The organism is Kitasatospora sp. NPDC059160, assembly GCF_042755465.1.
Lineage (GTDB): Bacteria > Actinomycetota > Actinomycetes > Streptomycetales > Streptomycetaceae > Kitasatospora.
This window is the reverse complement of record NZ_JBHZCN010000136.1, coordinates 1-20951: the sequence shown is the minus strand read 5'-3', so window position 1 is coordinate 20951 and position 20951 is coordinate 1. Positions and strand designations below refer to the sequence as shown.

Genomic DNA, 20951 nt, shown 5'->3' with positions numbered 1-20951 from the left:
CTCGTCGCCGAGATCGCCGACGAGCCCGACTACGAGGCCGCCCTCACCGCCCTCAGCTAAACCCCGCACACCCCACGCACCACGGGCCCGCCCCGCACCGCCACCCACAGCGGCACGAGGCGGGCCCTGCCTGTTCCCGCAGGCAGGGCCCGTACCGGTGGCGCCGCGGGGGGCAGTTCGCGGGCCACCGGGGTCTGGGGGCGATCGGTCAGATGCGGTTGTGGGCCTCGGTGAGGCAGTGGCGCATGATCTGTTCGATCTCGTCGAAGGTGTTCTGGTCGGCGGTCAGGGGCGGGGCGAACTGGACGACCGGGTCGCCGCGGTCGTCGGCGCGGCAGTAGAGGCCGTTGTCGAAGAGGGCCTTGGAGAGGTAGCCGTAGAGGACGCGTTCGCACTGCTCGTCGGTGAAGGTGGTCTTGTTCGCCTTGTCGGTGACGAGTTCGACGCCGTAGAAGTAGCCGTTGCCGCGGACGTCGCCGACGATGGGCAGGTCGCGGAGCTTGTCGAGGGTCTTGAGGAATTTGCCCTCGTTGGCGAGGACGTGCTGGTTGAGGCCTTCGCGTTCGAAGATGTCGAGGTTGGCGAGGGCGACGGCGGCGGAGACGGGGTGGCCGCCGAAGGTGTAGCCGTGGGGGAAGACGGCGTCGCCGGTGTAGAAGGGTTCGGCGATGCGGTCGGAGATGATGGTGGCGCCGATGGGGGCGTAGCCGGAGGACATGCCCTTGGCGCAGGTGATCATGTCGGGGATGTAGCCGAACTTGTCGGCGCCGAACATGGTGCCGAGGCGGCCGAAGGCGCAGATGACCTCGTCGGAGACCAGCAGCACGTCGTGGCGGTCGCAGATCTCGCGCAGGCGTTGGAAGTAGCCGGGGGGCGGGGTGAAGCAGCCGCCGGCGTTCTGGACGGGTTCGACGAAGACGGCGGCGACGGTGTCGGCGCCCTCCTGGAGGATGGCGGTCTCGATCTGGTCATCTCGACGGTCCGGCCGCACCGGCCGGGCATTCTCACCACTCCCTTGATGGACGAGGAATTCGCCCTGGTGGCCGGCGCCCGGTGGCGCGGCGTACTGACCGCCGAATCGATCGCCGAGAAGGGCCCGCGAGCCCTGGAGAACGTCCCGGTCATCGCCTATTCGACCGATCTCAACGCACTGCGGATCTACTGGACGACGGTGTTCGACGAGGTGCCCGACTTCCGCCCGCAGGCCGTGATCCCGGACCTGCGGGCGGTGCTCGCCGCCGTCCGGGCCGGCGCCGGGATCGCCGTCCTCCCGACCCACCTGTGCGCCGAGGAGCTCGACCGCGGGGACATCTGCGTCCTCCACGAACCCGAACTGCCGCCGATCAACACGCTGTTCATCGCGACCAGGGCGGGCGAGCCGGAGACCCCGGCGGTGACCGCCGCCCGCACCCACCTCCTCGTCCAGGCCAAGCGCTGGCACTGAGCACGCAGCGCCGCGCCTAGCGCGCCGGGACGGCCGCGGCCCGCTCGGCGATCCAGCGGCGCAGCGCCGGCCGGTCGACCTTGCCGCTCCCGTTCCTCGGCACGGCGGCGATCACCGACAGCTCGGACGGCAGCTTGTAGCGGGCGAGCCGGCGCCCCGCGTACTCCCGGACGGCCTGCAGAACGGGCTCCCGGGAGTCCTGGTCCAGCACGACCACCGCGACCACCCGTTCCCCCCACCGCGGGCACGGGGCACCCACCACCGCGACCTCGGCGATCCCGGGGAAGCCGTCGAGCGCCCGCTCCACCTCCGCCGAGTAGACGTTCTCGCCACCGCTGATGATGACGTCCTTGGCGCGGTCGACGATGGTGAGGTGGCCGTCGTGGTCGAGCTCCCCCACGTCCCCCGTACGGAACCAGCCGTCCGCGCCGAGGGCGGCGCGGGTGGCCTCCGGGTCGTTCCAGTACCCGGGCGTCACGTTGGGTCCGCGGACGCAGACCTCGCCACGGGTGTCGGGCTCGGTGATGACGCCGCCGTCGTGCGGGTCGATCAGCCGGATCTCCGTGTACGGCATGGGGATTCCGGCCGAGCCCGCCTTGGCCAGGGTCGCCGCCGCGGGCAGGTGGGTGGCGAAGGGCGCGGTCTCGGTCAGGCCCCAGGCCTGCTGCAGCAGGACGCCGTGCCGGGCGTACTCGTGGATCAGCGGCGGCGGTACGGGCGCGCCGGCCACCACGGCGGCCCGCAGGCAGGAGAGGTCGGCCTGCCCGAAGCCGGGTGTGCGCAGCAGCGCCGCGTACATGGCCGGGACGGCGAACAGGCTGGCCGGGCGGTGGACGCGCAGGTCGTCCAGGCAGCGGGCCGGGTCGAAGCGGCGCCGGACGACGACGGTGCCGCCGCCGAGCAGCGTGCCCAGCGTGAACGCGTTGAGCCCGCCGATGTGGAACATCGGGGCCACGGCCAGGGTGGTGTCGCCGCGGCGGGTGTCGAGCAGGGCGTCGACGTTCACCGTGTTCCACCACAGGTTGCCGTGGGTGAGCATGACGCCCTTGGGGAGTGCGGTGCTCCCGGAGGTGTACATCAGGACGGCGAGGTCGCCCTCGGTCCGGTGCACGGGCTCCCGCGGCTCCCCCGCTTCCTTGGCGGCGGTCGACAACAGCTCCCAACGGTAGGGAACTTGGGACGGGACCGGCACCGCCGGGTCGGTGTCGACCAGCAGCAGCCGGCGGGCGGCGACCCCGTCGAGGACCTCCTCGACCAGCGGGCGGTGCCCCTCCTCCACGACCAGGGTGTGCGCCCCGGCGTCGCGCAGCAGGTGCCGCAGTTCGGCGGCGGCCAGCCGGGAGTTGACCGGTACGAACACCGCGCCGAGGTGGGCGGCGGCGAAGTAGGCCTCCAGCAGGGTCGGGCTGTTCAGTCCGAGGTAGGCGATCCGGTCCCCGCGGCGCAAGCCGCCGGCCGCGAGCAGGGCGGCGGTCCGTTCGATGCCGGCCCAGAACCGCCGGTACGGGATCCGCGTGCCCTCGTAGACCAGGGCGGTGGCGTCGGGCGCGTAGCGGGCGACGTGCCGCACCCGGAGCGCCGGGTTGAGGTTCACCCCCATGGTGGTCACTCCCCTCCTCAGGCCGCGGGGACCGACTCGACGGCGCGGCGGAGTTCGCCGCTGCCGATCAGGCGGGCCACCGCCGCGATGTCCCCGTCGAGCGGGCGGTCGCCGTCGACGTACGGGGAGACCGTCCTGATCCGGTCGAAGGCGGCCCGCGTGGCCGGGCTGAGCCGGTCGGCGCCGCGCAGGTCGGCGGCCTGGCAGAGGGCGAGCAGGTGGATCGCCGCGACCTGGGCGACCAGGTCGGCGACCGAGGCGGCGTCCCGGGCGGCGATGGTCCCCATGCTGACCTTGTCCTGGTTGTGCGCCTCGGTGGAGCGGGAGAAGGAGGTCGCGGGCATGGTCCACTTGAGCGCCTCGGCGGTCAGTGCGGAGGCGCTGATCTGCATGCCCTTGAACCCGTGGTGTAGTCCTGCGGCCCAACTGTCCGGCGCGACCGGGGGGATGAGGTTGGGTGTCAGTCCGTTGTTGAACTTCTCGTCGACCACCAGCTCCAGTTGGCGGTCGAGCAGGTCGGCCAGGCTGGCGGTGGCGGTCTTGAGGGTGTCCATGGCCAGGGCCACGTGGCCGCCGTAGAAGTTGCCGCCGTTGTGGGCGGTGCCGGCGTCGGCGTCGAACAGCGGGTTGTCGTTGGAGGAGTTGACCTCGACGGTGAGCCACTGCTTCGCCCAGTCGACGGCGTCGCGCAGCACCCCGGTGACGTGCGGGGCGCAGCGGACGGAGTAGCGGTCCTGGATCGGGCGCTCCAGTTCGCGGAAGCCCCGGCCCTCCTCGGTCAGCGGTGCGCCTGCCCCGCTCGGGTCGAAGCTGCGGGAGCCTTCGAGGAGGCGGCGGATCAGGGCCGCGCTGTCGACCATCCCGCGGTGGGGCTTCTGGTCGAAGAGGAAGCCGGCGAAGTGGCCGGGGTTGCCGTGCAGTACCTGGGAGGCGAGGGCGGTGGCCAGGTCGGCGGCGAAGGCGAGTTCCTCGGCGTCGGCGAGGGCGAGGGCCGCGAAGCCGGACATGAAGGAGGTGCCGTTGACAAGGGCCAGGCCTTCCTTGGCCCTGAGTTCGACGGGCTCCAGCCCGGCCGCCCGGAGGGCCTCGGCGGCGGTGGTGCGCCGCCCTCGGTGGAGGACCTCGCCCTCGCCGGTGAGGGTCCGGGCGAGGTAGCTGAGCGGCACCAGGTCCCCGCTGGCGCCGACCGAGCCGCGTTCCGGGATCAGCGGCAGGATGTCCTCGGCGAGGCAGTCGAGCAGCAGCCGGACGACCTCGGTGCGCACCCCCGAGTGGCCCCGGGCCAGGCAGTTGGCGCGGATCAGCATGGTGGCCCGGACCACGTCGGGGGCGGCGAGCGGGCCGGCCCCGGCGCCGAGGAAGCGGAGCAGGTTGCGCTGCAGCTCGGCGGACTTGACCTCGGCGATCTGCCGGGTGTTGCTGTCGCCGAAGCCGGAGGTCACCCCGTAGATCGGCAGTCCGGCGGCGATGAGCTTGTCCTTGAGGTCCTTGGACGCGGTCATCCGGTCGGCGGCGTCGTCGGCCAGGCCGGCCCGGGCCGCGTCGGGGTGCCGGGCCAGCCGGGCGACGGTGTCGACGTCCAGGGTGTGGCCGTCGACGGCGATCGGTGCGGTGCGTGGTGACACGGGTTCCCCCTGGTGCTGGAAGTGCGGTGCGGAAGCGGTGGGTTGCGTACGGGCGAGGACGTGGGAACGGCGGCTGCGGGCGCTCAGCCCCGGATGAACGCCTTGGTCCGCATGAGGAATTCGGCGAGGTGGCCGTCGTGCGGGACCCCGGGCCGGGACCACCAGGTCGGGTGGTCCCCGAGGTGGAGGTTGCTGATGGTCGGCTCGTCGACCAGGCGCTGGACGAGTTCTTCGTCGTCGGTGAAGGCGGTCAGCGTGAGGGTGTGCCGGAGCGGCCGGACGCCGTCCGCCGGCGTCCAGGGCGCCACCCACACGCAGGGGAAGCCGAGTTCGACGCCGAGCTGGGCGGCGTCCGGTCGGTCGACCTGGAACACGGCGGGGCGCAACACGGCGCTGCCGTCGCCGAGGTCGTGCACGATGCCGTCCCCGCCGAGCCGGGCGGTGGCGCCGCGGGCGTGCGCGAGCAGGGTGCGCTCGATCGCCCGGGCGGTGGCCAGGTCGTGGACCGGCAGTCGGGCCCGGTCGTCCTCGGGCGGCAGGCTCGGCAGGGCGGCGAGGCGTTCGGCGAGGGCTTCGGCCACCGGGGTGCACCGGCGTCCACCAGCTGCACGCCCGGAACCGGGAGTTCGCGGCCCGCTCCCCCGCCGGCGCACACCACCGCGAGCTGACCCGCCGGATCGACTCCACCCTGGCCTTCATGCGGGCCTGCGGGATCGACCCGGCCGGGTCCAGGAGCACACGTTAGGCGAGTTCTACACCGGCCGTCCCCACCCGGGCAGCGCGACCGACCGGGAGGCCCCGGCAGCGGCACCGACCTGGACCGGGCCGTGTACCGGCCGGTCGTACGACGCCTCCGCGCACCTGGTCCGGATCGGACGCCGCGGGCGCCGACCGGACGCCGTCGAGGTCGGGTTCGCCGCCCGGGTCCGGAACCCGGTCGCGGTCGGGCTCGGCCCCGGCAGCACGGCGGACGAGGTCCTGGCCCTGGTCGAGCGGCTGAACCCGCACGGGGAGCCGGGCCGGCTGGCCTTCCTCGCCCGGCTGGGCGCGGCGCGGGTCCGGGACGTCCTGCCGGACCTGGTGGGCAAAGCCTCCGCCTCCGGTGTGCCGGTGGTCTGGGTCTGCGACCCACGGCCCCTCGCCCACCACCCCGACCCCTTCGACGAGGTCGTCGCGGAGGTCAGGGCGTTCTTCGAGGTCCACCGCGAACTCGGCACCCACCCCGGCGGCCTCCACCTGGAGCTGACCGGCGAGGACCCCCGCCATGACCGGAACCGTCCGCTCGACCTGGCCTTCCTGGTCGCCGAACTCCACGGCTACCGCTGACCGGGCGCCGGTGCGGCCGCTCCCGGACCGTCCGCACCGGCGTGCCACGTGCAGCCCTCCAGCCGCGCAGCCGTCCAGCCGGTCCGGGAGCGAACGGAAGTTGAGGAACTGATGAGAAAACCGGCCGACGGGCCCGGGCGCCGATAGCGTGGCCGGATGGATCACGACCAGCACCAGCTCCACGCCTCGTCCTTCGGCGCCGCGGCGGCGGCCTACGCCGAGCACCGCCCGGACTACGCGCACGCCGCGGTGCGCTGGGCCCTCGACGCCGCGCCCGGGCCCCGGGTGCTCGACCTCGGGGCCGGGACCGGCAAGTTGACCGCCACCCTGCTCGACCTGGGGGCCGAGGTCATCGCGGTCGAGCCGGATCCGGCGATGCTGACCGAGCTGCGCCGCTCGCTGCCGACCGTCCGGGCGCTGTCGGGGAGCGCGGAGTCCGTTCCGCTGCCCGACGCCTCGGTGGACGTGGTGCTGGCCGGGAACGCGATGCACTGGTTCGACATGGCGGTCGCGGGCCCGGAGATCGCCCGGGTCCTACGGTCCGGCGGCGTCCTGGCGGGCCTGTGGAACCTGCTGGACGACCGGGTCGAGTGGGTCGCCGAGCTGGCCCGGGTGAGCGGGGCGGCGGCGATCGGGCCGCGTGACACGCCCGCCGCCTGGCGGACCGAGACGGCCGGCGCCCACCTGCCGAAGAGCACCGGCGCGGTGCGCTTCGGCGAGGCGCGGCAGGAGCTCTTCCCGCACGGCCAGGCGCGCACCGCCGATTCGCTGGTGGCGACCCTGGCCACCCGCGCGGGGATGCTGGTGATGCCGGAGGACCGGCGGGAGGCCGCGCTCGCCCGGATCCGCGCGTTCCTGGCGAGCCGGCCGGAGACCGCGGACGGCGGCTTCACCCTGCCGATGCTGACCGGCGTCCTGCGCACCCGCCGACTGTGACCGCCCCGGACGGCGACGGCCGTCCTGAGCCCTTCCGCCTCCGGTCGGCGCCCCGGCGCTACGCGCGCGCCTCCGGCGGGAGCGCCGCGGCGATGCAGTCGAGGACCCGCTCCAGCCCGATCCGGAACTGCTCGTCCCGGCCGAGCCTGGGCCCCCGCGCCTCCAGGGCGATCCGGCCGAAGATCGGGTACTCCCCGCTCTCCAGCAGCTGCCGGACGTACGGGTAGCTGCGTGCCTGCCATTCCTCCTCGCTGACGCCGCTGCGCCGGACCTCCTCGGTCCAGCTGACCTCGTCGCGGGCGGCCCCCTCCACGTAGCCGTTGAGGACGGCCATCAGGCCGAGGTTCTCGTCGATCGGGACGTGGGCGTCCAGCACGCCCATCACCCCTTCGATCAGGCGCAGTTGCCGGGGGCCGAAGCCGGGCAGCGCGCGGTGCACGGTCGCGATCCAGGGGTGGCGCAGCCACATGGCGCGCAGGCCGTGAGCGTAGCGGGTGAGGTCGCCCCGCCAGTCGCCGGAGGGCATGCCCTCGACGTCGATCTCCCCCATCAGCCGGTCGGCCATCAGCTGGATCAGCTCGTCGCGGCCGGGGACGTACCGGTAGAGCGACATCGCGCCGGCGCCGATCTCGGCGGCGATCCGGCGCATGGTGGCGGCCTCCAGGCCCTCGGCGTCGGCGATCCGGACGGCGGCCTCGGTGATCTGCGCCCGACTGTAGGCGGGCTTCGGCCCGCGGGCGGGGCGCTCGGGCCGCATCCAGATGTTCACGTACTCGGCGTCGGTCACCGTCGGCCCCTCTTCTTGCGTACACGGTACCCAGTAATCTAGCGTGGCCGCCATGACCGCGTACAACGTACTCAGTCGAGGGGTGGAGTGATGGCGACCGGCACGGGCGGGCCGACCACGATCAGCGAGGCCGACCGCGAGACCGCGGTCCGCCGGCTCCAGGAGGCCTACGCGGAGGGGCAGTTCGACTTCGAGGAGCTGGAGCAGCGACTGCAGCGGGCGCTCGCCGCGACGACACCGGACGGCCTCGCCGAGGCCCTCGACGGACTGCCGGAGCCCCTCGCCCGACCGGCCACCCGGTCCGAGGCCACCCTCACGGGCGACGCCCTCGGCGGCCGGATCCGGCGGCGCGGCGCCTGGCGCGTCCCGCGCGTCCTCACCGTGGCCTCGGCGCTCGGGCGGGTGCGACTGGACCTCTCCCGGGCGGTCATCGAGCACCCGGTGGTCGACATCCAACTGCTGCTCGGCACCGGCGGGGCGAGCATCACCGTGCCCCGGGACGCGGTGGTCGACCTCACGGCCCTCCACGCCGGCCTCAAGCAGCCGCGCTACCGGCCCCGCCGGGCCGTCCGCCCGGGCGGTCCGGTCATCCGGATCTCCGGGGGGACGGGGCTGGGCCGCCTGCGGATCCGCCACTCCCTCCGGTGAGACCCTGCCGACGGCACCCCCTCGGGACGCCCCGGTTCAGCCCCCGGCCGTGCGGACCGCCTCGATGAAGCCGCTGGTCCGACCGGCGCCCTCGGGCAGCGGACGGCCGTAGGCCTCCCCGACCTCGGCGAGGGAGGTGGTCCGGGCCTGCCAGCCGTGGTCGTTCAGCCACTGGTCGGTGTCGGGGCCGAGCCCGCCCTGCCAGAGCTCGGTGACGTGGGCCAGCGCCGGATCCTCCGGGCTGCGGGAGACGTCCCGGCCGCGCTCCATCAGCAGCCGGCTGCCCGGTGCGGAGAGCGAGCCGACGGCCGTGAGCAGTCCCGCCGCCTGCTCGGGGCTCAGGTACACCAGCAGGCCCTCGGCCAGCCAGGCGGTGGGCAGTTGCGGGTCGAAGCCGGCCGCGACCAGGCGGCGCGGCCACCCCGGGTCGAGGAGGTCGCCCGGCAGCACCTCGCGCCGGCAGGTCGGCACGGCGTCGGCCGCGTCGAGCACCTGCTCCTTGAACTCCAGCACCGACGGCAGGTCCAGCTCCCACAGCCGGGTGCCGCCCGGCCAGTCCAACCGGTAGGCCCGGGCGTCCAGCCCGGCCGCCAGCAGCACCACCTGCTCGGCCCCGGCGGCCTGCAGCCGGTCGTCGTAGTAGCGGGTCCGCAGCACGATGTGCACGGCGAGCGCCGCGGCGAGGCCCTCGCGCCGCGCCCGCTCGGGGAGTTCGGCGGGCAACCCGGCCGCCTCGGCGAACCGGGCCGCGTACGGGTCGGTGAACAGCGGCTCGGGCCGGGTGCTCTCGTGGGCCCGCACCAGCACCACGGGCAGGGCGGTGCGGGAGACCGGGCTCATCGCATCAGGCGTCGGCGTCATGCCCGCCAATCTACCGCCGCCTACAAGTCCGGTCCGGGCAGGGGAGATTCCTCGCGCACTCCGCCGTTCCCTGGCATGATCCGGGCTGTGACCGGGGGAGCGTCGACGGCGAACGCCGGGGCGACCGGGGAGGACTCGACGGGGGTGGCGATGAACGGGTACACCGTGCCGGCGCTGGACGGCGGCGATGCCTGAGGACGCCGTCCCCGTCCGGGACGAGCGCCCGAACCCGGACGGCTGGAAGGTGCCGCCGTCCCTCGGCGACAGGCTCCGGCCCGTCGCCCGGATCGTGCTCGCCCTGGTCGGCCTCGCCCTCGTCGTCGCGGGCTTCGTCCGGTTCACCGCCGACTTCGAGGACGTGCGCCGCTACCACCACACCCCGCTCTGCACCGCGCCCGCGCAGCCGTCCGACGACTGCGCGACGCGGGAGAGCGGCCGGGTGACCGGGAAGCACCTGGATCCGGGCTCCGACTCGGATCCCTACACGCTGACGGTGGCCCGCGAGACGGCGCCGGCCGCCGAGTACGGCGTCGGCAAGGCGTTCTACGACGACGTCACCGCCGGCACCACCGTGGACGTGACGGTCCTGCACGGCGAGGTGATCGAGATCGGCTACCACGGTCACCGCTCGCAGACGGAGACCTACCCGTGGGCGGACGCCGCCGTGCTCAGCCTGCTGATCGCCGCCGGGACGGCCCTGGTGCTCACCCAGGGGTGGCCGCTGGACGACGGGGTCGTGCCGTTCGTCCTGGCCGTCACCGTCGTGGCGAACGTGCTCGCCACGCTCCTCGGCTCCATCGCGCTGCTCACCCTCCAGTGGCCCCTGGTCGTCACCCTGATCGTCGCCGTGCTCTGCTGGATCGCCGCGACCGCGCTCTTCCGCGGCATCCTCAACGAATTCTCCTGATTGTCAGGTCCTCAACAAGGGAAGGAGCCTCCCCACACCCGCCGCCCACCGGGAGGAACTCCGTGCCGATCAGGACCAGAAGAAGAAGGAGCAGGACCGCGCCCGCCCTGCTCACCGCCGCCCTCGCCGTCGCACTCCTCGGTGCCTCCCCCGCCTGGAGCGCGCCGGAACCCGGCGCGTCCGGCGCCCCCGCCGCGCCCGGCGCAGCCGCCGCACCGGGCACCGACCGGCCCCCGCACCAGGTCGAGGCCTTCGACGAGGACGGGACCATCGCCCACGCCACGGCACCCGCCGCCTCCCCCTACCTGGCCACGCCACCCGCCGGCCTCACCGCCCCGGGCGCCGACGGCGACGGCGAGGTCACCGCCCTGGTCCGCAACGGCGACCCGGCCACCAAGCTGGACGTGGTGGTGGTCGGCGACGGCTACACCGCCCAGGAGCAACAGAAGTTCCGCACCGACGCCGCCGAGAAGTGGCGCGAGATCACCGCCGTCGAGCCGTACGCCACCTACCGGCAACTGTTCAACGTCTGGGCCGTGTCCGCCGTCTCACCGGAGTCCGGCGTCACCGGCGATCCCGACCGGGCCACCGTCCGGCACACCGCCCTCGGCTCCTACTTCTGGTGCGACGGCGTGGAACGGCTGCTCTGCGTGGACGACAAGGCCGTCGACCGCTACGCCGCCAAGGCCCCGCAGGCGGACCTGGTGATCGTCGTGGCCAACACCGCCAAGTACGGCGGCGCGGGCTACAACGACATCAAGTCCCCGCTCGGCTACGAGGGCATCGCCACCGTCGCGGGCGGCAACGCCAAGTCCGGGCAGATCGCCGTGCACGAGACCGGCCACTCGCTGGGCAAGCTCGCCGACGAGTACGCCTACGACGGCCAGGGGACGTACCAGGGCGCGGAACCGCCCGAGGCCAACATCAGCACCCTGACCGCCGACCGGATGCGCGACCAGGGCACCAAGTGGGCCCGCTGGCTCGGCCAGGCCTCGCCCGACGGCGGGACGGTCGGCAGCTTCGAGGGCGGCGGCTACTACCCGACGGGACTCTACCGGCCGACGGAGAACTCGATCATGCGCTCGCTCGGCCGCGAGTTCAACCTGCCCGGACGGGAGGCGATGATCGCCGGCTTCTACCGCCACGCCACCCCGCTGACCAGCCCCACCCCCACCGGCAGTTGGCTCACCGCCACCGACCGGCTGACCGTCGACCTGCCCGTCCCCGGCACCCAGCTGCACTGGTACCTCGACGGACGCGAACAGCCCCGGCTGCGCGGACGCACCGCCCTCGACCTCGACGCACTGCACCTGACCGGCCCGCGCTCACGCCCGCACCTGCTCACCGCCGTGGCGACCGACCCGACCCCGGCCGTCGCGGACCCGGCCCTGCGGAAGGAGCTGACCGGCAGTCTGTCCTGGCTGGTGACCAGGTAGTCGACCGTCAGGATGCCGACCCCGATCCCGCCCCCGCCCCCGGCCCCGACCCCGGCAGCCGACCGACGCCCGGGCCGGGGGCGGGACCAGGGGCGGGATCGGGGTCGGGGCCGGGCCACCGGCAGCACCGGTTCAACCGGCCGTCCCACGGCGCTCCGGACGCTCCGGTCGCTCCGGGGGTCGGCGGCGCAGCGGCGCCAGTTCGCGCTCCAAGGTCCGTACGTCCCGGGCGATGCGGGTCGCGAGTTCCTTCGGCCCGGTGTCGCCGGGCAGCCTGCGCGTCCAGGAGCGGGCCTTGGCCGGACCATCCTGGACCATGTGGAAGGTGAGGCCCACCACCGCGCCGACATCGGCCAGGCTCACCAGGATCCGGGTGTCCGCGAGGTCGATGGTGACCTCGTTGCCGATGCAGGAACAGGCCACCAGGCCCTCGATCTCCTCCTCCGCCAGGTACCTGGCCAGCGGAACCGCCCTCCCCCGGACCAGAAACGGACGCGTCACCGAAGCCACGGGACCCGCCTCCTCTCGCCGCTCGCGTACCGCCGCGGCCGGGCGCGAGCGCGCCACAACAGACCGGGCCCCGCCCATGCTCCACCACGCCGCAGCAAAGCGCCAACTCCGTGTCTCACCAGTTGAATTGAGCGCATGCACCCGACCGGCGCACCGGCGCACACCCAGGCGCACCGGGCGGTGCACCGGGTGTCCGAGCAGGCCTCGGCCCCCGGGCCGGGGCACGGCAGGGCACCGCCGTTCCCCGACGGAACCGAGTACCCGTACTCAGTTCCGCGCCGCCCCTCCTCGGGCAGGCTGTCCGCATGCCTCCGACCGACCGAGCCACCACCGTCATCGCCCGGCTCCGCCGCCTCCGCCGCCCGGAACAACCGCCGGTCGGCCGCGACCTCACCATCGGCGTGCTGCTCTTCCTCGCCCTCGGAGTCTTCTACCTGGTCCGGTTGTTCTCCCTCGGCATGCACGCCTGGGCCGGGCAGGTCACCGACGGCACGGCCGACCGGACGGCCGATGCCCAACTCGGCTTCACCTGGCACCTGATGGGCGCCACGTTCGGCTTCGCGGCCCTCGCCGCCCTGCTGCGGGCGCGCTGGACGGCGGCGGTCCTGGTGCTGGCCGCGCTGGTGCTGTCGACGTCCGCCGCGCAACAGCAGCACGCGTGGGATCGCGGTCACCCCGCGCCGCCGACCCCGCTGCCCACCTGGTACACCCCCTGCTACAGCGGCAGCGGGCGGTGCAACTGACAGGCCCGGGGCTCCGGGGCGGACCAGCCCGCCACCTGCACGGCTCCTGACCGGGCGGCCCGGCCGCCGCCGGGGCATCATGACGGAGTAGTCGCGACCACTCACCGAGCGTGACGGCCCGGGGCGGCTCTCCTCCGGGCACCGGGCATCCGGGGCGGTTCTCGGGGCACCAGGCATCCGTGAGCAGTCGTCCGGCCGACGAAGGAGGACCGTCATGACCGATCCGGCGAAGCCGACCCCCACCTCGTCCGCGCACCAGCAGCCCCCGGCGGGGGTGATCGCCACCGACGTACCCGCCCGGCTGGACCGGCTGCCGTGGTCCCGCTGGCACTGGCGGATCGTGATCGGCCTGGGCACGGTGTGGATCCTGGACGGCCTGGAGGTGACGATCGTCGGCAACATGGCCGGCCGACTCGCCCAGGACGGCAGCGGCATCGCCATCACCACCGCCCAGGTGACCACCGTCGCCGCCGCCGTCTACGTGGCGGGCGCCTGCACCGGCGCCCTCTTCTTCGGCTGGCTGACCGACCGGCTGGGCCGCAAGAAGCTGTTCATGCTCACCCTCGCCGTCTACCTGGCCGCCACCGCCGTCACCTCGCTCTCCTGGACGGCCTGGTTCTTCTTCCTCTGCCGCTTCTTCACCGGCTTCGGGATCGGCGGCGAGTACGCGGCCATCAACTCGGCGATCGACGAACTGATCCCGGCCCGGGTCCGCGGCCGGGTCGACCTGGTCATCAACGGCAGCTTCTGGATCGGCGCCGCGCTCGGCGCCTTCGCCTCCATCGCCCTGCTCAACACCTCGCTGTTCGCCACCGACCTCGGCTGGCGGCTCGCCTTCGGCATCGGCGTGGTGCTGGGCCTGGTGATCCTGCTGGTGCGCCGGCACGTGCCGGAGAGCCCGCGCTGGCTGTTCACCCACGGGCGGGCGCCGGAGGCCGAGCAGGTCGTCGCGGAGGCCGAGCGGAGCATCGAGGAGGAGACCGGGCAGCCGCTGCCGGCGGTCACCGGGGAGCCGATCCTGATCCGCGAGCGGGAGCCGCTCGGCTTCGTCGCCATCGCCCGCACCGTGGTGCGCCGCTACCCCCGCCGCACCGTCCTCGGGCTGGCGCTCTTCATCGGCCAGGCCTTCCTCTACAACGCGGTGACCTTCGGTTACGCCACCATCCTGACCACCTACTTCGCGGTGCCGGAGGGCGACACCGGCTACTACTTCGCGGTGATCGCGGTCGGCAACTTCCTCGGCCCGCTGCTGCTCGGCCACCTCTTCGACTCCGTCGGCCGCAAGCCCATGATCGCCGGTACCTACCTCGGCTCCGGCGTCCTGCTGTTCGGCACCGCCGCGCTCTTCCAGCAGGGCTCGCTCTCCGCCGCCACCATGACGGCCTGCTGGACGGCCGTGCTCTTCCTCGCCTCGGCGGGGGCCAGCGCGGCCTATCTGACGGTCAGCGAGATCTTCCCGCTGGAGACCCGGGCCATGTCCATCGCCTTCTTCTACGCCGTCGGCACGGCGGTCGGCGGCATCAGCGGCCCGCTGCTCTTCAACGGCCTGGTCAGCAGCGGGAAGGTCGCCGACACCACGCTCGCCTTCTGCATCGGCGCCGCCCTGATGACGGCCGCCGGCCTCGTCGAGGCCGCCATCGGGGTGAAGGCCGAGCGGCGCAGCCTGGAGTCGCTGGCCGCGCCGCTCAGCGCCGTCGGTCCTTCCGGCGGCGGTTCCTGACCTGGCCTCGCCCCCGGCACCGTTGAACCGGGGTGCTGCCACGGATCCCGGACCCCTCGCGCCGTCCCTTCCATGTCCCTCCCCCGTCCCCGGATGACCGGTCGCCGTGTCCCAATCCGCAGGTCAGCGCCCTGGGACGGGCAGCGGCGTCCCCTGTCAGCGTCCCAGCGGGCCGAACGGGCTCGCGCCTGGTGCAGAGTCCTCCCTGTCGGCTCCGGGGTGGACCGACGGATCACGGGGCGAGCCGCGCGACAGCGGCCGGCGGCCCGGCTACGGAGGACTGCGATGAACATCATGAAGAAGGCCACTCTCGCGGCGGCCGCGACCCTGCTCCTCGCCACGGGTGGCATCGCCACCGCCGGCACCGCGTCGGCGTCGACCCAGATCAGCTGCGCCGGCCGTGAGTACGAGCAGGCCGGCGCGCCGTACAAGTCCTCCGAGTCGGACAAGCACTTCGGCTTCTACAACGGCTACACCGAGACCCCGTCCCCGAACTCCTTCAGCTGGGCCACGGTCGAGGCGCAGTGCCTGCTCAACACGATCGGCAACAACCTGGTCGTGGACGGCTACTACGGGCCGAAGACGCAGGACGCCGTTCGTGACGTCCAGAGCAAGCAGAGCCTGAGCCAGGACGGCTTCGTCGGCCCCGAGACCTGGCCCGCCCTGCGCTTCGTCGCCTGGTGATCCCACCCCAGGTCCCGGCGGCCCAGCACCCGGGCCGCCGTCGGGGCGCCTCCGGCCGGTCGGGAGCCGCGCGAGTCCGCCCGAAGTTCCGTGCACGCCAGCTGTTTCCAGGGAGTTCGTCATGAGCAAGTTCCGGCGCCGGATGGCCGCCCTCACCGCATCCGCCGCCATCGCCCTGGGAGGCGTGGTGGCCCTGGCCCCGCAGGCGTCCGCGGACGTGTACTGCAGCTATATCTCGGACAGCGCCAGGCCCTACGTGTCCCCGAACCAGAACAGTGACGCGGTGAAGCAGGCCCAGTGCCTGATCCTGTTCGAGAGCGGCTTCGGGATGAACAACGCGGTGCAGGTGGACGGCCAGTACGGCCAGCAGACCTACGCCGGCGTGATCTGGGTCCAGCACTGCAACGGGCTGTCGGAGGACGGCATCGTCGGCCCCAAGACCTGGGAGAAGCTCTACAACCCGAACTACGCGTGCCAGCGGTTCGACAACTGACCGTTCCGGGCAGCACCGACGGCCGGCGCGGGAACCGCCCGGCCCACCCACCACTTGAAGGAAAGACTCATGAAGGCAGTAGGCAAGCGCGCCGTCCGTACCACCGCGATGCTCGGCGCGGCGGTGGCAGCCGTCGCGGGACTGACCGCGACGCCGGCCCAGGCGGAGTACGGCTACTGGCAGTCCTGCATGCAGCAGGTCGGCAGCTACCACTACCTGGGCTGGGACCTCCCGAGCGTGACGCTCCGCATGGGCTCGAGCGGCGTCTGCGTCAAGGAGCTGCAGTCCGATCTCCTCCAGCTGGGCGTCGTCCCGAGCCAGGACGTCCCCAACTTCGTGGACGGCTCCTTCGGCGGCAAGACGTACAACGCGGTGGTGGCCTACCAGACGAAGTTCTCCGACGCCAACGGTGTGGACGGCGTGGTCGGACGGGACACCTGGCACGGCCTGATCGCCCGTACCGAGTTCGAGTAGGCCTCCTGGACGGCGCGGGCGGCCACTGACCCTCGCGCCGAACACTGCGGCGCAGCCCCCCGGTGAAGGGGGGCTGCGCCGCTCAGTGCTGTCGGTCCTTCGGGGGATTCCTAGCGCAGCACCCCGCGCACGGCCTCGGGGTCGCTGGGGGTGAGCGGGGCGGCCGGTGCGGTGGTGAGGGCCTTCGCGGTGGCGGGCGGCGGGGTCACGTACACGGGGGCCGGGTCGGCCTCGGGGGCGCAGGTCCTGGCGATCCGCCCCTTGCCCTGGGGCAGGCTGCCGTCGCGCAGGTAGGCGGTGAAGGTGTCGTCCAGGCAGGCGTTGTCGTGGAAGAGGATCTCGTGGAAGCTGCCGCCGTTCTGGACGACGAGCTTGGAGCCGGGCAGCGCGTCGTGCATGGCGAGGCCGCCCTGGTAGGGGGTGGCGGCGTCCTCGGTGGCCTGGAAGAGCAGGACGGGGGGCAGGCCCTTGCCGGTGATCTTCAAGCGGCCGGCCGGGTTGCCCTGGTAGGGCCAGAACATGCAGGCGGCGTTGTACCACATGTTGTTGTAGGCGTAGAAGGGCGCGCGGGCGTCGACCTTCGCCTGGTCCTTCTTCCAGTACTCCCAGTCGCGGGGCCAGGCGTTCTCGGTGCACTGGGCGGCGTTGTAGGCGGGGAAGGCGCCGTCGTCGGCGCCGGGGGCCGCGTACTTGTTGTAGGCGATGTTCAGCGGCCGGGTGTCGTGCTGGGTGAGGTAGCCGGACAGCACGGTGGCCATCCGGGGCCAGCGCAGGAAGTTGTAGCCGCCGCCGTAGAAGGTGTCCTCGAACTCGGCGGGGCCGATCTTCCCGGGTGCCGGGGCGGCGTCGACCGGGTCCTTGCGCAGGGCGTCCTCGACCTGGTGGTAGGCCCGGGCCACGGCGGCGGGGTCGGTGCCCAGGTGGTAGGTCGAGTCGGCCTTGGCGGCCCAGGCGGTGAAGGCGTCGAAGCGGCGCTGGTGCTCCTCGTCCTGGAGGACGTTGTGGTCGTACCAGCTGATGGTCGGGCCGACGATGCTGTCCAGCACCATCCGGCGCACGTGGGAGGGGAACAGCTGGCCGTAGGTGGAGCCGAGCGAGGTGCCCCAGGAGCCGCCGTAGTAGTTGATCTTCGGTGCGCCGAGGGCCCGTCGGATGCTGTCCAGGTCGCGGGCGTTGTCGACGGTGGTCATGTGCGGCAGCAGCCAGGACCAGTCGGCCGCGCAGTCGGCGGCGTAGCCCGCCGCCTTCTTGAGCCAGGCCTTCGAAGTGCCCTGGCTCAGCTGGTAGTCGGGGCGCTCGGCGTCGAAGTAGTGGGCGTCGCAGATGACGTGGGGGTCGCTGCCGTTGGTGCCGCGCGGGTCGAAGCCGATCCAGTCGTAGGTGGCGGCGACGTCCGCCGGGATCTTCCCCGCGATGTAGGCGGGCATCCACAGCCCTGAGTCGCCGGGGCCGCCGGGGTTGAGCAGGATCGGGCCCTGCTGCTTGTCCTTGGGCGCGGTGGCGGGCAGCCGGTTGAGCTTGATCCTGATCCTGCGCCCGTGCGGGTCGGCGTAGTCCACCGGCACCTCCAGCATCGCGCACTGGAGGGCCGGGGTGGCCGGGTCGTTGCAGGAGCTCCAGGCGAGCGCGCCCTGACCGGTGTCGACCAGGTCGGGGCCGTCCGGTTCGGCGGCGGAGGCGGGGCCGACGAGTCCGCCGAAGGTGGCGAGGGCCGCGACGGCCGAGAGCAGGGCGATGGCTTTTCTCATGGAGAGCATGATGTGACATGTGCAATGGCACATCCAGGGAACGGGCTGGACTTTGCCAAGCTTTGACCGGGAGTCGGCGGCCGGATCGTGCGCCTTTCTGCCCTACACTGCCGCATGGCCCGATTCGTCCTGACCCGCCGTTCCCCACTGCCGCCCGCCGAGTGCTGGGCCCGGCTGACCGCCTGGCACCGGCACGGCGACCGGGTGCCGTTCACCCGGGTGAGCGTGGTGCGGGGCGGCGGGCAGCAGGTGGGGGACGTGGTCCTGGCCAGGACGACCCTGGGGCCGCTGCGCCTCGACGACCCGATGGAGCTGGTCGAGCTGGCCGCGCCCGAGCGGTGCCGGCTCGCGAAGCGCGGCCGGGTGGTGCGCGGCGGCGCCGAACTGCGGGTCCGCGCGGTGGGCGCGGGCAGCGAGGCGGTGTGGGCCGAGGAGCTGCGGATCACCGGGCTGCCCCGGCTGTTCGACCCGGCGGTGGCGCTCGCCGGGCGGCTGGTGTTCGGCCGGGTGCTGGACCACCTGCTGGCCACGGACCCGGCCGAGGACCGGGCCGAGGACCCGGCCGGGGACTGAGCTCCGTTACGGCCGGCGGGTGCGCCAGCCCAGGTACTGCTCACGCACGTAGTGCCGCTGGTCGCCCTCGACCGTGACCTGGTCGTACGTCACCAGCTCCTCCGCCGCCCGCAGGGCGATCGCCAGCGCCAGCCCGTCCCCGTCCCGCAGGAAGACCCGGTCGGCCAGCGCGGCGCGCCGCAGCAGGTACTCGCGCCGGCCACGCTGCCGGGGCCGCCGGACCTCGGGCGGCAGGGCGTCCGCCTCCTGGTCGATGCCCGGCGCGTCGGCGTAGGCCCGCTCCGCCCCGGGCGCCCCCTCCGCGGGCGCGGCCCACACCCGCAGCGGCGGCAGCTTCGGGAGGCCCCGCACCCGGAGCACCTCGTTGGCGAACCCCGCCTCCTCGACAGGCAGTCCGCGCTCCCCGAAGACCGCGAACAGCTCGGCCATGGCCCGCGGCGGAACGCCCGAGGGGGCGTCCTCCCGGGTGACCAGGACCTTGCCGAGGAGCGGTCCCGCGAACCGGCCCGGCGGATCGGCGAGCCCCAGCCGCAGGGTGAGGCAGCGCCTGCCGATCTCCTCGTCCTCGTCGAACTCCATCGCCAGACCGCGGAGTTCCGCCCAGGCGAAGCGGCGCGGCAGCAGGTACCGGACGAGGGTGACGCCCTGCTCGTCGGCCCTCAGCCAGAAGGCGTACGGCGTGGCGAAGAGCGCGGCCGCGGCGACCAGGGCCGCGACCAGGAAGGCCCCGAAGGCGTCGACCGCGCCCGTGACGGCCAGGGCGACGCCCGTGACGACCATCAGCGTGAAGCCGACACCGGAACGCTCGCTCCGCATCTGCATGGACGACAACCGCACCGTGCGCATCCCGCGCCCCCTCCCCCGTGGCCCCGCCCCCCGTGGCCGCCACCACCGTCCCGTCCCGGCCCGCTCCGGGCAAGCTCCGGCGCGCAGCTGTGACAGCCCCGTGACGCCCCGGCCCTCCCCCGGGCCCGCGCCGCCGTCCGTGCCGCCGCCCGCCTCACCGTCCGCGCAGCCGCCGCACCAGGTTGCGGGCGGCCTCCGGCCAGTCCGGGTGGGCGAAGGCGAAGCCCGCCTCCAGCAGTCGGGCGGGCACCACCCGGCGGCTCTTCAACAGCAGTTCGCTCTCCGAGCGCAGTGCGAAGGCGCCGAGTTCGGCCATCCAGCGGGTCGCCGGGAGCGCCAGCGGCATGCCCCAGCCCGCGCGCAGCTCGCGCATGAACTCGCGCTGGGGCAGCGGGTTCGGGGCAGCGAGGTTGACCGGGCCGCTGAGCTCCTGCCGGGCGATCAGGAACTCGACGGCACGGACGAAGTCCTGCTCGTGGATCCACGACACGTACTGGGCGCCACCCGCGATCGGCCCGCCGACACCGAGCCGGGCCAGCCACGACAGCGAGTCGAAGGCGCCCCCGCGCTCGGGGCCGAGGACGACGGCGGTGCGCAGCGCGAGGCGCCGGGTGTGCGGGGTGTCGGCGTCGGTCTGGGCCTCCTCCCAGGCCCGGGCGATCTCGACGCTGTACCGCCAGGAGGCGGGGGCGTCGGGCTCGGTGCCGCCGATCCGGCCGTCCAGTTCGCCGTTGGGCGCGTCGTGCCGGTGGGCGTAGACGGTGGCGGTGCTCATCTGCAGCCAGACGGCGGGCGGCCTGCGGGCGGCGGCGATCGCCCGGCCGACGGCCCGGGCGGAGTCCACCCGGGAGTCCATCATGGCCCGCTGGTTCTCCTGCGTGTAGCGGCAGTTGACGCTGCGCCCGGCCAGGTTGACGACCACGTCGCTGCCGTCCAGCTCGGCTGCCCAGGCACCCTGGGTCCGTCCGTCCCAGCCGACCTGCCGGGGCCCGGCGGGGCGGCGGGTGAGCACCGTGACCTGGTGCCCGGCGGCCGTCAGGCTGCGGTCGAGCAGGGTCCCGAGCGCGCCGGAGCCGCCGGGGATGACGATCTTCATGAGTTCCCCCTCATCTTCACCCCGAGCGTAGCGCGCATATTGAACACGTTCAATTCGACGGGAGCGGCGGTTCGCCCGCCGCCGCACCCCTCGACGACGAAGCGCCCGGACTCCGCGGTACTGCGCGGAGTTCGGGCGCGGGGGACAGCCGGCTCGCCTTCGGAACTACTCGTCTAGCGGGGGGCGCCCTTGGTGTTGGGCTGGGTCTTCTGGTTGTAGATCTCCTTGCCGTCCGCGTTGAAGGCGTGGACGTAGGCGTCCGGGGGGAAGGCCTTCGGGTCGGAGCTGGCGGTGACGGCGGCCGCGTGGACGAACGCGCCGTCCGCCATGACGGCCGGGTACTGCGTCGGGTCGTCGCCGTAGCTGATGGTCACCTTGGCGACATCGGGCGTGTAGTGCCCGGCGCCCAGCGAGAGGACCTGCCCGCTGCCGGCCCGGGAGCTGAAACTGTCGAAGAACTCGATCCGGTGGCCGGCGCCCCACAGGCGGTCGTT

At 73.6% G+C, this 20951-nt stretch carries 20 protein-coding genes and 3 pseudogenes; 12 read left to right on the top strand and 11 right to left on the bottom strand.

Annotation, left to right across the window (positions count from 1 at the left end; genetic code table 11):
• Positions 1–208: 208 nt before the first annotated feature.
• Positions 209–970, bottom strand: a pseudogene (locus tag ACFXOZ_RS37630) (aminotransferase class III-fold pyridoxal phosphate-dependent enzyme); the annotation flags it as partial.
• On the opposite strand from ACFXOZ_RS37630, the gene ACFXOZ_RS37625 reads away from it, so the two are divergent.
• Positions 857–1444, top strand: coding sequence for a substrate-binding domain-containing protein (locus ACFXOZ_RS37625; RefSeq protein WP_380594446.1), 588 nt, complete (start codon positions 857–859; stop codon positions 1442–1444). The pseudogene ACFXOZ_RS37630 and the gene ACFXOZ_RS37625 overlap by 114 nt on opposite strands.
• Before the next feature lie 16 nt (positions 1445–1460).
• On the opposite strand, the gene ACFXOZ_RS37620 is transcribed toward ACFXOZ_RS37625, so the two are convergent.
• From ACFXOZ_RS37620 to ACFXOZ_RS37610, 3 genes and pseudogenes are all read right to left on the bottom strand, one after another.
• Positions 1461–3044: an AMP-binding protein gene (locus ACFXOZ_RS37620; RefSeq protein WP_380594448.1), complete on the bottom strand. Its 1584-nt coding sequence runs from the start codon at positions 3042–3044 to the stop codon at positions 1461–1463.
• 17 nt (positions 3045–3061) lie between these two features.
• The gene (hutH, locus tag ACFXOZ_RS37615; RefSeq protein ID WP_380594444.1) at positions 3062–4669 is read right to left on the bottom strand and encodes a histidine ammonia-lyase; all 1608 of its coding nucleotides are present in this window, start codon (positions 4667–4669) and stop codon (positions 3062–3064) included.
• Between the two features lie 83 nt (positions 4670–4752).
• Positions 4753–5253, bottom strand: a pseudogene (locus ACFXOZ_RS37610) (aldehyde dehydrogenase); the annotation flags it as partial.
• A gap of 1 nt (position 5254) precedes the next feature.
• On the opposite strand from ACFXOZ_RS37610, the gene ACFXOZ_RS37605 reads away from it, so the two are divergent.
• Both ACFXOZ_RS37605 and ACFXOZ_RS37600 read left to right on the top strand, forming a co-directional pair.
• Positions 5255–5995: a 3-deoxy-7-phosphoheptulonate synthase gene (locus tag ACFXOZ_RS37605; protein ID WP_380594442.1), complete on the top strand. Its 741-nt coding sequence runs from the start codon at positions 5255–5257 to the stop codon at positions 5993–5995.
• A 156-nt stretch (positions 5996–6151) separates the two neighbouring features.
• Positions 6152–6931 (top strand): class I SAM-dependent methyltransferase, encoded by a 780-nt coding sequence (locus ACFXOZ_RS37600; RefSeq protein WP_380594440.1) that lies wholly within the window; start codon positions 6152–6154, stop codon positions 6929–6931.
• A gap of 58 nt (positions 6932–6989) precedes the next feature.
• Here the strand turns inward: ACFXOZ_RS37600 and ACFXOZ_RS37595 are convergent, their stop codons facing one another.
• Complete coding sequence (locus ACFXOZ_RS37595; protein WP_380531615.1) at positions 6990–7718, bottom strand: TetR/AcrR family transcriptional regulator; 729 nt, start codon at positions 7716–7718, stop codon at positions 6990–6992.
• A 90-nt stretch (positions 7719–7808) separates the two neighbouring features.
• On the opposite strand from ACFXOZ_RS37595, the gene ACFXOZ_RS37590 reads away from it, so the two are divergent.
• Positions 7809–8366, top strand: coding sequence for a DUF1707 domain-containing protein (locus ACFXOZ_RS37590; protein WP_380594438.1), 558 nt, complete (start codon positions 7809–7811; stop codon positions 8364–8366).
• A 36-nt stretch (positions 8367–8402) separates the two neighbouring features.
• Here the strand turns inward: ACFXOZ_RS37590 and ACFXOZ_RS37585 are convergent, their stop codons facing one another.
• Complete coding sequence (locus ACFXOZ_RS37585) at positions 8403–9227, bottom strand: SAM-dependent methyltransferase (RefSeq protein WP_380594436.1); 825 nt, start codon at positions 9225–9227, stop codon at positions 8403–8405.
• A 187-nt stretch (positions 9228–9414) separates the two neighbouring features.
• Here ACFXOZ_RS37585 and ACFXOZ_RS37580 point away from each other — a divergent pair, with 187 nt between their 5' ends.
• Together ACFXOZ_RS37580 and ACFXOZ_RS37575 are read left to right on the top strand one after the other, a co-directional pair.
• Positions 9415–10134, top strand: coding sequence for a hypothetical protein (locus tag ACFXOZ_RS37580; protein WP_380531606.1), 720 nt, complete (start codon positions 9415–9417; stop codon positions 10132–10134).
• A 62-nt stretch (positions 10135–10196) separates the two neighbouring features.
• Positions 10197–11570, top strand: a complete 1374-nt coding sequence (locus ACFXOZ_RS37575) for a M64 family metallopeptidase (protein ID WP_380594434.1) — start codon at positions 10197–10199, stop codon at positions 11568–11570.
• 132 nt (positions 11571–11702) lie between these two features.
• Here ACFXOZ_RS37575 and ACFXOZ_RS37570 read toward each other — a convergent pair whose 3' ends face one another.
• On the bottom strand, positions 11703–12071 hold the full coding sequence (locus tag ACFXOZ_RS37570; RefSeq protein WP_380531600.1) for a hypothetical protein: 369 nt from the start codon (positions 12069–12071) through the stop codon (positions 11703–11705).
• Between the two features lie 314 nt (positions 12072–12385).
• On the opposite strand from ACFXOZ_RS37570, the gene ACFXOZ_RS37565 reads away from it, so the two are divergent.
• The 5 genes from ACFXOZ_RS37565 to ACFXOZ_RS37545 all read left to right on the top strand — a co-directional run bounded on the left by ACFXOZ_RS37565 (position 12386) and on the right by ACFXOZ_RS37545 (position 16194).
• Positions 12386–12823, top strand: a complete 438-nt coding sequence (locus ACFXOZ_RS37565; RefSeq protein WP_380594432.1) for a DUF6234 family protein — start codon at positions 12386–12388, stop codon at positions 12821–12823.
• Between the two features lie 214 nt (positions 12824–13037).
• Entirely contained in the window at positions 13038–14543 is a 1506-nt protein-coding gene (locus ACFXOZ_RS37560; protein WP_380531594.1) for an MFS transporter, read from the top strand.
• 285 nt (positions 14544–14828) lie between these two features.
• Complete coding sequence (locus ACFXOZ_RS37555; RefSeq protein ID WP_380531591.1) at positions 14829–15227, top strand: peptidoglycan-binding protein; 399 nt, start codon at positions 14829–14831, stop codon at positions 15225–15227.
• A 121-nt stretch (positions 15228–15348) separates the two neighbouring features.
• Complete coding sequence (locus ACFXOZ_RS37550) at positions 15349–15720, top strand: peptidoglycan-binding protein (protein WP_380531589.1); 372 nt, start codon at positions 15349–15351, stop codon at positions 15718–15720.
• A gap of 69 nt (positions 15721–15789) precedes the next feature.
• Positions 15790–16194 (top strand): peptidoglycan-binding protein, encoded by a 405-nt coding sequence (locus tag ACFXOZ_RS37545; RefSeq protein ID WP_380531586.1) that lies wholly within the window; start codon positions 15790–15792, stop codon positions 16192–16194.
• A 110-nt stretch (positions 16195–16304) separates the two neighbouring features.
• Here the strand turns inward: ACFXOZ_RS37545 and ACFXOZ_RS37540 are convergent, their stop codons facing one another.
• Positions 16305–17942 carry an alpha/beta hydrolase gene (locus tag ACFXOZ_RS37540; RefSeq protein WP_380594430.1) on the bottom strand — a complete coding sequence of 546 codons (1638 nt, stop codon included), beginning with the start codon at positions 17940–17942 and terminating at the stop codon, positions 16305–16307.
• A 114-nt stretch (positions 17943–18056) separates the two neighbouring features.
• Here ACFXOZ_RS37540 and ACFXOZ_RS37535 point away from each other — a divergent pair, with 114 nt between their 5' ends.
• Positions 18057–18515: an SRPBCC family protein gene (locus ACFXOZ_RS37535; RefSeq protein WP_380531581.1), complete on the top strand. Its 459-nt coding sequence runs from the start codon at positions 18057–18059 to the stop codon at positions 18513–18515.
• A gap of 6 nt (positions 18516–18521) precedes the next feature.
• Here the strand turns inward: ACFXOZ_RS37535 and ACFXOZ_RS37530 are convergent, their stop codons facing one another.
• The 3 genes and pseudogenes from ACFXOZ_RS37530 to ACFXOZ_RS37520 form a co-directional block, all read right to left on the bottom strand.
• Positions 18522–19337: a hypothetical protein gene (locus ACFXOZ_RS37530; RefSeq protein ID WP_380531578.1), complete on the bottom strand. Its 816-nt coding sequence runs from the start codon at positions 19335–19337 to the stop codon at positions 18522–18524.
• A gap of 178 nt (positions 19338–19515) precedes the next feature.
• Complete coding sequence (locus ACFXOZ_RS37525; protein WP_380594428.1) at positions 19516–20457, bottom strand: TIGR01777 family oxidoreductase; 942 nt, start codon at positions 20455–20457, stop codon at positions 19516–19518.
• Positions 20458–20630: 173 nt separating this feature from the next.
• Positions 20631–20951, bottom strand: a pseudogene (locus tag ACFXOZ_RS37520) (hypothetical protein); the annotation flags it as partial.